Source organism: Pseudomonas sp. CGJS7, from assembly GCF_036961695.1.
In genome coordinates this window covers 44957-56978 of sequence record NZ_JBAMDI010000041.1, presented here as the reverse complement: position 1 = coordinate 56978, position 12022 = coordinate 44957, and the positions used below count along the sequence as shown (strand labels likewise).

Here is a 12022-nt window from a genome sequence, read left to right as displayed (position 1 = left end):
TCCAGGTGACGCGAATGACGCCATTGTAGCATCAAGTCGCATCAAGTCAGAGCAATCCGCGAAATTGTAACCACTCTTGTCATAGCCAACCATGCGCCCCAACGAATAGCGGTGCGCCTGCCGTCCGCTGGTCTTTCCACACGAAGAATAAGAATCGAGGTCATTTTCCAATGCTCGAAGTAATCAACGATTTCCTTTCGGGGAAACTCCTCATCGTGCTGATCGTCGGGCTGGGTAGCTACTTCACCATTCGCTCCCGGTTCGTCCAGTTCCGCCACTTCACCCATATGTTCAGCGTGTTCAAGGAATCGCTGCGTGGCCAGGCAGGCCAGCTGAGCTCCTTCCAGGCCCTGATGCTGAGCCTGGCCGGCCGCGTGGGCGCCGGCAACATCGCCGGTGTCGGTATCGCAGTGACCCTGGGTGGCCCTGGTGCCGTGTTCTGGATGTGGGTTACCGCACTGGTGGGCATGTCCAGCAGCTTCTTCGAATGCACCCTGGCCCAGGTGTACAAGCGCGCTGATGGCGACGGCCTGTACCGTGGCGGCCCGGCCTACTACATCCAGCACGGGCTGAAGCGCAAGAGCATGGCCATCGTGTTCTCGATCTTGCTGCTGGTCACCTACGGCTTCGCCTTCATCGGCCTGCAGTCGTACACCGTTACCCACTCGCTGCAGAATGCCTTTGCCTTCGACCCAAGCCACACCGGTATTGTGCTGGCCGTACTGCTGGCCATCACCTTCATCGGCGGCATCAAGCGCATCGCGGCAGTGTCGGACCTGCTGGTACCCGTCAAGACCCTGGCCTACATCGGCGTGACCCTGTACGTGATCGGCACCCAGATCGAACACGTGCCAGCCATGCTGGAAACCATCTTCAAGAGCGCCTTCGGCCTCGACCCGGCGTTTGCCGGCCTGCTCGGCAGCGCCATCGTCATGGGCGTGAAACGTGGCGTGTTCGCCAACGAAGCAGGCCTGGGCAGTGCACCGAACGTCGCTGCCGTGGCTGCCGTGAAACACCCGGGCGCGCAGGGCGTGGTCCAGGCCTTCAGCGTGTTCCTCGACACCTTCGTGATCTGCACCTGCACCGCCTTGCTGATCCTGCTGTCGGGCTTCTACACCCCAGGCTTCGAAGGTGACGGCATCGTCCTGACCCAGAACTCGCTGGCCGCCGTAGTCGGTGACTGGGGTCGCGTGTTCGTCAGCGTGGCGCTGTCGCTGTTTGTCTTTACCTGCATCCTCTACAACTACTACCTCGGCGAGAACAGCCTGCAGTTCCTCAGCCGTAACCGCGTAGTGTTGATGGTGTTCCGTGGCCTGGTACTGGCACTGGTCGTTTGGGGTTCGATGCAAGACCTGTCGACCGTGTTCGCCTTCGCCGACATCACCATGACCTGCCTGGCCTTCGTCAACCTGGTGGCCCTGGCCCTGCTGTTCAAGGTCGGCCTGCGAGTCATGCGCGACTACGACGAGCAGCGCAAGGCCGGTGTAAAGCAGCCTGTGTTCGACTCGTCCAAGTTTGCCGACCTGGACCTGGACCGCAATGCCTGGCCTGCCAATCCTCAGGTGGAAACAGCCACTGACAAAGCAGTCGGCCAAGTTCAGACGCAGCGCTGATATCCTCCCCTGCCCAGCCGCCCCTTCCGCGGGCGGCTTTTCTTTGTCCGCTCACCGCTACGGATGCTTTCCATGCGCGCAGTAAAGAATCTTCTCGTTCTCTATACCGGTGGCACCATCGGCATGCTCGAAACCCCCGAAGGCCTGGCACCGGCCGGTGGTTTTGACGCGCGGATGCGTGAACACTTTGCCCAGATGGCCAATGCACCCCAGGTGCAATGGACACTGCACGAGCTGAACCCGCTGCTCGACAGCGCCAACATGCAACAGCACAACTGGCTGGCGATGCGCGATGCCATCGTCGCGGCGGTGGATGTAACGGGCCACGATGGCGTGCTGGTGCTGCACGGTACCGACAGCATGGCCTACAGCGCTGCAGCGTTGTCGTTCCTGTTGCTGGGCCTGCCAGCACCGGTAGTGCTGACCGGCTCGATGCTGCCGGCAGGTGCCCCGGACAGCGATGCCTGGGACAACCTGTGCGGCGCATTGCGCCAGTTCGAGCACGGCCTGGAAGATGGCGTGCAACTGTACTTCCACGGTCAGCTGCTGCATGGCTGTCGGGCGTCGAAGCTGCGTAGCGAAGCGTTCGATGCCTTTGCTGCGCTGCCGCGCCATCGTGACGCTGAGCGGGCCGATACGATCCCTGCCGAGCTGGGTTACAAGCAACCGCGCAAACCGGTCAACCTGGCGGTTGTGCCGGTGTTCCCGGGGCTTCAGGCCGGGCATTTGCAGGCCTTGATCGACAGTGGTGTGCAGGGCTTGCTGCTGGAGTGCTACGGCAGCGGTACCGGTCCGTCGGATGACCAGGCGCTGCTGAATGTGCTGAGCGCAGCGCGCCAGCGCGGCGTGATGTTGGCGGCGATCAGCCAGTGCCCGGAAGGCTCGGTGGTGTTCGACACCTATGCAGCGGGTAACCGCTTGCGCGGGGCCGGGCTGGTCAGTGGCGGTGGCATGACCCGTGAAGCGGCACTGGGCAAGATGATGGCGCTACTGGGCGCAGGGTTGGATGCTGACGCAGCAGACCGCTGGTTTGTCCTGGATTTGTGTGGCGAGCGGGCTTGATCAGCGCCCTTTAGGGCCTCTTCGCGGGTAAACCCGCTCCTACGACGATAGCGTTTCCTGTGTAGGAGCGGGTTCACCCGCGAAGAGGCCCTAAAGGGTGAAAAAATGGCGGAAGGCAGCGGGAGTCGAACCTGCCCGGGAACGGCTGCCGTCCCCAACCGGGTTTGAAGCCCGGCCGCGCCACCGGGCGCGATTGCCTTCCTTGAACTCAGTGCCTGGCGTGCTGTTGAGCCAGGGCGCTGTCGGCGCGGATGTGACGCTGGTCGGCCACCCTCCGGGTCAGGCCGATGCGGTCGAAGTATTCCAGAATCTGCACACTGCGCTTGCGACCGATGCCCAACATATCGCGAAACGCGGCAACCTGCACTATCGTCGTTTCGCTGGCCTGCCCCAGCATCAACGCTGCCATGCGCTGTAGCGTCGCCTCGGGGTAGAACAAGTCGCGCACCACCTGATGTACCAGGCCCAGCCGGGCCAACTTGCGCAGTAACAGGCGCACATCGGCTTCGGCACGGTTCTCCTCACTCGCCAGCGTCCTGACCCAGGGTGGGTCAAATTGCCCTGCGATCAACTTCGGCTGCAGACGTGCCCACAATGCACTGTCGGCTTCGCTCAACTGTACCTTGTGATCGGGCAGATGCAGCCATGGCCCGCTGCTGGCGATGGCGCTGTCGTCGAGCAGTTCATCCAGCAAACTGACGAATGCCGGCCGTTCCAGAGGCAAGGCTACAAAGCGCCGCAAGCGATCACGGTCAGGGCCAAGCTGGTCGGGCTCTTGCTCGTGAAAGCGCGCCAGCTGCTCCAGGACCTGCTGCTTGAGCGCCTGCCATTGAGCGTTGGCGAACAGCAGTTGGCCCTGCCGGGTGGCCACCACCCGCACATCGTCCGGTAACTGCCAGGTTTCCCGCAGGCGGTTGAACTGCCGCTCGAGCCGCTGCGGGCTAATACCGCCCGGTGCACTGGCGAGCAGCGCTGGCAGTGCCTGCTCCAGATCCACTGCGTCGCGCAGCACCAGCAACTGTTGCAGACGGGCATCGCTGCGGCGTTGGCGACTTGGCGCGAACGGGTCGAGCACCTTGCCGCCGCCCAGTGTGCGCTGGGCGCGCTGATCGCGCAGCACCAGGCGGTCGCCGTGCACGGCCTGCAACGGCGCGTTGAGCAGCAACTGGGCAAACATGCGTTGGCCGGCAGCCAGGCTTTCGCCTTCGAGCAAGGCGACCCGGGCCGTTACATCCTGGGTGCCGAGGTGCACATGCACGGCGCTGAAATGTTCGAAAGTACGCTTCTCGTCCGGTAACAGGTACAGCTCGATATCCACCCGAACACTGGGCGCATGCAACCATTCGGGCACCAGCCAGTCGCCCCGGTGCACCTGCTCCACGGCCAGGCGCTCGGCAGCGATGTTCAGCGCCACCCGTTGGCCTGCTTCTGCCACCAACGCGGCCTGGTTCTGCGCATGCAGGCCACGCACGCGCACCACCTTGCCGGCCTTGCCCAGCAACAACGTATCACCCGCACTGACCCGCCCGGCCAGTGCCGTGCCGGTGACCACCACACCGGCGCCGGTAACCGCAAAGGCACGGTCGACGGCCAGGCGAAAACCACCGTGCACACTGCGTTGCCGTGTACCTGCTTCGGCCTCCAGCAGGGCCTGGCGCAACGCTTCCACGCCCTCCCCGCTGATGCTCGACAGCGGAAACTGCCGCGCACCGGCATACGGCCCAGGCGCCAGCAGTTCACTGACTTGCATCTGCACCTCGGCCAGACGCGACGGCTCTACCCGGTCGCATTTGCTGATCGCCACCAAGGCCTGGGGAATGCCCAGCAGCTCGATGATCGCCAGGTGCTCACGGGTCTGCGGCATGACCCCGTCGTCGGCCGCCACTACCAACAGCACCAGGTCGATGCCATGGGCGCCGGCCAGCATGTTGTGGATAAAGCGCTCGTGGCCCGGCACATCGATGAAGCCGGTCAGCGGCCCGCCTTCGCTCAGCGCCGCATAGCGGTAACCAAGGTCGATGGTCATGCCGCGGGCGCGCTCTTCTTGCCGCTGGTCGCCGGCCTGGCCGGTCAGCGCCAGCAGCAGTGCGGTCTTGCCGTGGTCGATGTGGCCAGCGGTACCAACGATCACTGCACCGGCCCCAGCTGCAGGGCTGGCAACTGGGCCAGCCACTGGGCTTCGTCATCCAGCTGGCGCAGGTCCAGCCACAGGGCATCGTCGTCAATGCGGCCCAGCACCGGCACCGGCAGGTCGAGCAGGGCGCGCTCCAGCACATGCAGGCTGCGCCCGCGCAACTTCTTCGACACTTGCGGGCGCAGGCACAGCGCGGCACTGGGCAAGCGCGCAACCGGCTGGCTGCCACTGCCGATCATGCCCAACGCGGGCTCTACGCTAATTGCCCATTGCTCACCGAGACGCGCCTTGAGTTCAGGCGCCAGGCGCTCGGCCTGGGCCTGAATCTCGGCCTGGCTGCGGGTCAGCAGGCGCAGGCTGGGCAGGCGCTCGGCCAGGCGATCGGGGTTGCGGTACAGCGCCAGCACCGCTTCGAGTGCAGCAAGGGTGATCTTGTCGACGCGCAACGCACGCTTGAGCGGATTTTTCTTGATCCTGGTGATCAAGTCCTTGCGGCCGACGATGATCCCGGCTTGCGGACCACCCAGCAGCTTGTCGCCACTGAAGGTGACGATATCGGCACCATCGGCCAGAGCCTGGCGTACCGTGGGTTCGGCGGGCAGACCCCAGCGGGTAAGGTCGAGCAGGCTGCCGCTGCCCAGGTCTTCAAGCAGTGGCAGTTGATGTTGGTGGGCGATACGTGCCAGCTCGGCAGTAGGCACCTGGGTGGTGAAGCCCTGGATGCTGTAATTGCTGCAATGCACCCGCATCAGCAGGCCAGTGCGCGGGCCGATGGCGGCCTCGTAGTCGCGGGCGTGAGTACGGTTGGTAGTGCCAACCTCGTGCAGCTTCACGCCGGCGCGGGCCATGATGTCGGGAATACGGAACGCACCACCGATCTCGATCAGCTCGCCGCGAGAGATGATGCCTTCCTTGCGCGCGCCCAGGCTGTTGAGCGCTAGCAGCACGGCGGCGGCATTGTTGTTGACCACGGTGACGGCTTCGGCACCGGTCAGCTCGCGGATCAGGCCTTCGATCAGGTCATCACGGTCGCCACGTTTGCCGGTGGCCAGGTCGAATTCCAGGTTGACCGGGTAACGAGCCGCGGTCTGCATGGCCTCGATGGCTTCATCCGGCAGCAAGGCGCGGCCCAGGTTGGTGTGCAGCACGGTCCCGGTGAGATTGAACACGCGGCGAACCTGGCTGCGTTGCTGGAGGGCGAGGCGTTCGCCGCTGCGGCCAAGGAGGATTTCCGGGGCCAGTTCGGCGCTGCCGAGTTCGCCATTACGGGCGGGCTCGCGCAGGTCATCGAGCAACTGGCGCAGGGTATTCAGCACGGCGTCACGGCCGTGGCGATCGATCAGAGGGAGGCAAGCCGGGTGGCGAAGGAGGGTATCGATGGACGGCAGGCGTGGGGTGTCGCTGGCAAGGCTGTTGGACATGCGGTACTACCTTGGACTGATCCGTTGTCTGTGCTGGCCCATTCGCGGGTGAACCCGCTCCTACAAGTACAGCGTGATCCGGAAGGTTGGCGCAATTACCTGTAGGTACGAAGGCAAGTCGGTGTTTCAGTGTAGACCCTCAGCCACTTCCCGGGGCGAGCATCAGGTTGGGCGCCAGGCGATGGAACCCCTCCCCGTCCAGGCGTATATCCAGGGCCAGGCTGGCCAGGTCATCGGCCAGCGGCTCGGCCGCCGCATCGTTCTCCAGGTAGTTCTGCTTCAGGTAGCTGTCGCACCCTGGGCAGCATTCGGCGCGCAGCGGCGCTTTGCCTGGCGCATGGCGATCATCCTCAAGGCTGGTGTAACGCAAGTCCTTGCTCGACTCGCAGTACACGCACTTGACCCGCACCACATGCCACTCACAGGCACACAACGAACAGGCCAGGTAACGCAAACCGTTGTGCTTTCCACGGTTGCGCACCACCCCGGCCATCGCCGGCGAACCACAAGCCGGGCATTGGGCCAGGCTGCCGGCAGGCTCGAGCTGGTGTACGGGCAGCGCCAGCAGCCAGCTGGACCACGCCGCCTGCAACGCGGCCCCGAGGAACGGCACCAGTGCTGCAGGCACACCATCGTACTGACCTGCCAGCAAAGCAATGCCCCAGCCCTTGCGCTGATTGTCATCACTGCCTCGTAGCACCTGCAGCGCCTCACCCAGCGGGCCACTGCGTTCGCCGCTGAGGTGCTCTAGCAGTGCCTGCAACCAGACCAGCCACGGCCCTTCACGCACCAGGCTGTCAGCCGCCAGCGGCGGCAAACCATGATCCATGCACAGGCGCTGACGCTCCTCGGCCACGGGCAAGCCGCTGGGCGGGTTATCCACAAGCTGCTGCTGGATGCGGCATAAACGCGCAATCAACCTCAGGTAGTCGCCAAGCGCGTTGCCCTCGGCCAGTTGCTCCAGGCGGGCGGCGCGCAGTTCAAACAGGTTGGCGGCGGGCAGGTGCAGAAATGGCGGCGTGACTGCCGACGCTTCGATCTGCCCGGGTTCGAGTAGGGTGCTCAAGCGCTTATCCTTCTTTTCGTCCGTGATCACCCGGCGTCTTGTCGCCGGTCACTTCGCGGTACCACAACTCATGATGCTTGCGGGCCCAGGCGCGGCTGACCCAGCCATGCAGCATGGCGCCGATCGAGCCCTTGATCCAGATGCCGGCGTAGATGTGCACGATGATGCTGAGAATCAGCACGAAGGCCGCCAGCGCATGCAGCAGCGCAGACAAGCGAATGGCATCGATGCCAAACCAATGGCTGAAGTATGCGCGCCAGATCACCACGCCACTGACCAGCAATACCAGCATGCACACCAGCAGGGTCCAGAACAGCAGCTTCTGCCCGGCATTGTACTTGCCGATCGGCGGTACGCCCTCCTCCTCGTTGCGCATTACCCGGTCCACCCGGCGCAGCCACAGGCGATCATTGGCGGTGATGAAGTTGGCCCGCCAGAAGCGCAATACCAGGCCGAGGAAAAACACGAACATCGCCACCCCGATGAAGGGATGCAGAATGCGCGTCCACGGCCCGCCGCCGAACAGGTTGCTGAGCCAGAATAGCGCCGGATGGAACAGCGCAAGCCCCGACAGCCCAGCCAGGATGAACAGGATCGCCACCACCCAGTGGTTGCTACGCTCGTTGGCGTTGTAGCGCAGGATGGGTTTGTTGTCGTTCATGGCCGCTGCTCCCCTTGCCCACCGGGCTGCTTCGGATCATAGACATGGACCGACGGGTCCACTTGATGCACGCTTTCGTCCGGCGGTGTCGGGTGTTCATCCTCCTCGACACGCTGTGGGCCGATCCGCACATAGTGGAAGAACCCCGCCAGCACCGCCGCGCCCATGGCCAACAGCGCCAGCGGCTTGGTGAAGCCCTTCCACAACCCCACCAACGGGCTGATCACTGGCTGGTCCGGCAGGCCGGCATACAGCTTCGGCGTGTCGGCATGGTGCAGCACGTACATCACGTGGGTACCACCGACGCCGTCCGGGTCGTACAGCCCGGCCTTGTCGTAGCCCCGCGACTTCAGATCGACGATGCGCTCGGCCGCATGCACTTTCATCTCGTCCTTGCTGCCGAACACGATTGCCCCGGTCGGGCAGGTTTTCACACACGCCGGCTCCAGCCCCACGCTCACGCGATCGGAACACAGGGTGCACTTGTACGCCTTGTGGTCTTTCTGCGAGATGCGCGGGATGTTGAACGGGCAGCCGGTGATGCAGTAGCCGCAGCCGATGCAGTGGTCCTGGTTGAAATCGACGATACCGTTGGCGTGCTTGATGATCGCACCCGGGCTCGGGCAGGCCTTCAGGCAACCTGGGTCGGCACAGTGCATGCAGCCGTCCTTGCGGATCAGCCACTCCAGGTTGCCGTCGTCGCGCTCGTGCTCGGTAAAGCGCATCAGTGTCCAGGTCTCGGCAGTGAGGTCCTGGGGGTTGTCGTAGGTGCCGTGGTTGTGGCCAACCTCGTCACGCAGTTCATTCCACTCCGAGCACGCCACCTGGCAGGCCTTGCAGCCGATGCACTTGGTAGTGTCGATCAGCTTGGCGACCTCCTCCTGCTGACGCACCGAGGGCGGCACGGTAGTGGTGGCCGAGCGGGCGATGATGTCTTGGCTGGCCATCAGAGTTTCTCCACTTTCACGAGGAACGACTTGGACTCTGGCGTCTGCGTGTTGCCGTCACCGAGGAACGGCACCAAGGTATTGGTCAGGTAGCCATGCCGGGTAGCGCCGGTGAAGCCCCAGTGCAACGGAATGCCGATCTGGTGCACGGTCTGATTGTTGACCTGCAGCGGGCGAATCCGCTTGGTCACCACCGCCACCGCATCGATATGCCCACGCTTGCTCGACACCCGTACCCGGTCGCCGGCCTTGATGCCTTTCTCGTTGGCCAGCACCTCGCCTATCTCGACGAACTGCTCGGGCTGGGCAATGGCGTTGAGCCGGCAATGCTTGCTCCAGAAGTGGAAGTGCTCGGTCAGCCGGTAGGTGGTCGCCGCATAAGGGAACTCGTCGTGCGTGCCAAGGGTGTCCCACACAGAATCGAAGATGCGCCCGGCCGGGTTGCTGGTGGCCTTCTTGTTCTGCGGGTGCAGCGGGTTGATGCCGATCGGTGTTTCGAAGGGCTCATAGTGCTCGGGGAACGGGCCTTCGGCCATCTTGTCGATGGCGAAGAAACGCGCCACGCCTTCGGGGTTCATGATGAAGGGGTTCATCCCCGCCTCGGGCGGCGAGTCGACCTTGAAGTCCGGCACGTCGGTGCCGGTCCAGGCCTTGCCGTTCCACCATACCAGGCGCTTTTTCTCCGGGTCCCACGGCTTGCCTTGCGGGTCGCTGGAGGCACGGTTGTAAAGGATGCGGCGGTTGGCCGGCCAGGCCCAGGCCCAGTTCTGCACCTGGTGCATGCCATACGGGTCGCTGTTGTCGCGGCGAGCCATCTGGTTGCCTTGTTCGGTCCAGCTACCGGCAAAGATCCAGCAGCCAGACGCGGTGCTGCCATCGTCCTTGAGCTGGCCGAAGCCCGCCAGTTGCTGGCCCGCCTTGATCACCGCGCCAGTCGGGTCGGTGACATCGGCCACCGCCCAGCCGTTCATCTCCTTGGCCAGCTCCTCCGGGGAGGGCTCCTCAGGGATCTTGTACGGCCAGCTGATATTCATTATCGCGTCAGGATAGGCTCCCCCTTCGGCCTGGTAACGTTGGCGCAGGCGCAGGAACAGCTCGCTCATGATCTGCACGTCGGTACGCGTCTCGCCCGGGCCGTCTGCGCCCTTCCAGTGCCATTGCAGCCAGCGGCTGCTGTTGACCAGCGAGCCGTCTTCCTCGGCAAAGCAGGTAGTGGGCAAGCGGATCACTTCGGTCTGGATAGAGGCCGTGTCGACATCGTTGAACGGCCCGGCGTTGCGCCAGAATTCCGAGGTCTCGGTGGCCAAGGGATCCATGACCACCAGCCACTTGAGCTTGCCCAGTGCCGCAGTGACGCGGTTTTTGTCCGGCAGCGCGGCGATCGGGTTGAAGCCCTGGCACATATAACCATTGACTTTGCCCTGGCCCATCATCTCGAACATGCGCAGCACGTCGTAGGCCGGTACATCGAGTTTGGGCAGCCAGTCATAACCCCAGTTGTTTTCCGCCGTGGCGTTGGCGCCGTACCAGGCCTTCATCAGGCTGACGTGGAACTTGCCGTAGTTCTGCCAGTACGACAACTGCCCAGGCCGCAGCGGCTTGGAAGCGCGCTTGTCGATGTAGGCGGCGTAGTCCTGCTCGGCGTCACCGGCCAGGGTCAGGTAGCCCGGCAGCGAGTTGGACAGCAGGCCGAGGTCGGTCAGGCCCTGGATGTTGGAGTGCCCGCGCAGGGCATTGACCCCGCCACCGGGCATGCCGACGTTGCCGAGCAGCAGCTGGACCATGGCCGCACTGCGGATAATCTGCGCACCGATCGAATGCTGCGTCCAACCTAGCGCATAAAGGATCGTCATGGTCTTGCCCGGAACCGAGCAGGAGGCGATCTCTTCCCAGACCTTCATCATGGCGTCCTGTGGCATGCCACAGGTCATGCTCGCCAGTTCCGGGGTGTAGCGGCTGTAATGCTGCTTCATCAGCTGGAACACGCAGCGAGGGTGCTGCAGTGTCGGGTCGACCTTGGCATAGCCGTCCTCACCCAGCTCGTAACCCCAGCCGGACTTGTCGGCGTACACACGCTTGGCCTCGTCGTAACCGCTGAACAGGCCATCCTCGAAGCCATAGTTCTCTTTGACGATGAACGACACGTCAGTGTAGTTGCGCACGTACTCGTGCTGGATCTTGTCGTTGCTGAGCAGGTAGTTGATCAGCCCGCCCATGAAGGCGATATCGGTGCCGGTACGGATCGGCGCGTAGTAGTCCGCCACCGAAGCGGTACGGGTAAACCGCGGGTCGACCACAATAAGCCGCGCCTTGTTGTGCGCTTTGGCCTCGGTCACCCACTTGAAGCCACACGGATGCGCTTCTGCTGCGTTGCCACCCATCACCAGGACCAGATTCGCGTTGGCGATATCGGACCAGTGGTTGGTCATGGCGCCACGGCCGTACGTCGGGGCAAGACTTGCCACCGTCGGGCCATGTCAGACACGTGCCTGGTTATCGAACCCCAGCATGCCTGTTGCGCGGATGACCTTGTGGGTCAGGTAGCCAGCCTCGCTGGAAGCGGCGGAGGCGGCAAGAAAACCGGTGGTGAGCCAGCGGTTGACCGTTTGGCCTTGGGCGTTCTTCTCGATGAAGTTGGCATCGCGGTCCTGCTTCATCAGGTCGGCGACGCGGTCCAGCGCCTCGTCCCAGCTGACCCGCACCCACTCTTTGCTGCCCGGCTTGCGAACCTCGGGGTACTGCAGGCGGCTCGGGCTGTGGATAAAGTCCAGCAAGCCGGCGCCCTTCGGGCAAAGTGTGCCGCGGTTGACCGGGTGGTCGGCATCCCCTTCGATATGGATGATGTTCTGTTTGACGTTCTTACCCGCATCACCCTGGCTGTACAGGATCAGGCCGCAGCCGACCGAACAGTAAGGGCAGGTGTTACGGGTTTCTTTGGTATGCGCCAGCTTGAAGTGACGCACCTGCTCGGCGAATGCCGGCGTCGGGGCCATGCCCAACGCCGCAAGGCTCGAGCCTCCAAGGCCGACGGCGGCGACCTTGAAGAACTGCCGACGGTTCAGGTCCATCGTGCACTCCTGATCAGGTGGTGGACGCGCGGAACATTGCCGGCGCCTCT

The 12022-nt window shown here is 63.8% G+C and carries 8 protein-coding genes and 1 tRNA gene; 2 read left to right on the top strand and 7 right to left on the bottom strand.

The window, feature by feature from the left end; translation table 11 throughout:
• Positions 1-170 precede the first annotated feature (170 nt).
• Together V7787_RS23670 and V7787_RS23665 are read left to right on the top strand one after the other, a co-directional pair.
• Positions 171-1613, top strand: coding sequence for an alanine/glycine:cation symporter family protein (locus tag V7787_RS23670; RefSeq protein WP_064492906.1), 1443 nt, complete (start codon positions 171-173; stop codon positions 1611-1613).
• 63 nt (positions 1614-1676) lie between these two features.
• Positions 1677-2675, top strand: coding sequence for an asparaginase (locus V7787_RS23665; protein ID WP_081273286.1), 999 nt, complete (start codon positions 1677-1679; stop codon positions 2673-2675).
• A 106-nt stretch (positions 2676-2781) separates the two neighbouring features.
• On the opposite strand, the gene V7787_RS23660 is transcribed toward V7787_RS23665, so the two are convergent.
• The 7 genes from V7787_RS23660 to fdnG form a co-directional block, all read right to left on the bottom strand.
• Positions 2782-2877, bottom strand: a tRNA-Sec gene (locus tag V7787_RS23660).
• A gap of 6 nt (positions 2878-2883) precedes the next feature.
• Entirely contained in the window at positions 2884-4806 is a 1923-nt protein-coding gene (selB, locus tag V7787_RS23655) for a selenocysteine-specific translation elongation factor (RefSeq protein WP_064492918.1), read from the bottom strand.
• Positions 4803-6230 carry an L-seryl-tRNA(Sec) selenium transferase gene (selA, locus tag V7787_RS23650; RefSeq protein WP_336089739.1) on the bottom strand — a complete coding sequence of 476 codons (1428 nt, stop codon included), beginning with the start codon at positions 6228-6230 and terminating at the stop codon, positions 4803-4805. The genes selB and selA overlap by 4 nt, the downstream gene beginning before the upstream one ends.
• 139 nt (positions 6231-6369) lie before the next feature.
• Complete coding sequence (gene fdhE, locus V7787_RS23645) at positions 6370-7296, bottom strand: formate dehydrogenase accessory protein FdhE (RefSeq protein WP_336089738.1); 927 nt, start codon at positions 7294-7296, stop codon at positions 6370-6372.
• 4 nt (positions 7297-7300) lie between these two features.
• Positions 7301-7957, bottom strand: a complete 657-nt coding sequence (locus V7787_RS23640) for a formate dehydrogenase subunit gamma (RefSeq protein ID WP_011953329.1) — start codon at positions 7955-7957, stop codon at positions 7301-7303.
• Entirely contained in the window at positions 7954-8904 is a 951-nt protein-coding gene (gene fdxH / locus V7787_RS23635; protein ID WP_003255436.1) for a formate dehydrogenase subunit beta, read from the bottom strand. Before fdxH ends, V7787_RS23640 begins: the two co-directional genes overlap by 4 nt.
• Positions 8904-11972 (bottom strand): formate dehydrogenase-N subunit alpha, encoded by a 3069-nt coding sequence (gene fdnG, locus V7787_RS23630; RefSeq protein ID WP_336089737.1) that lies wholly within the window; start codon positions 11970-11972, stop codon positions 8904-8906. The genes fdxH and fdnG overlap by 1 nt, the downstream gene beginning before the upstream one ends.
• Positions 11973-12022: the final 50 nt, after the last annotated feature.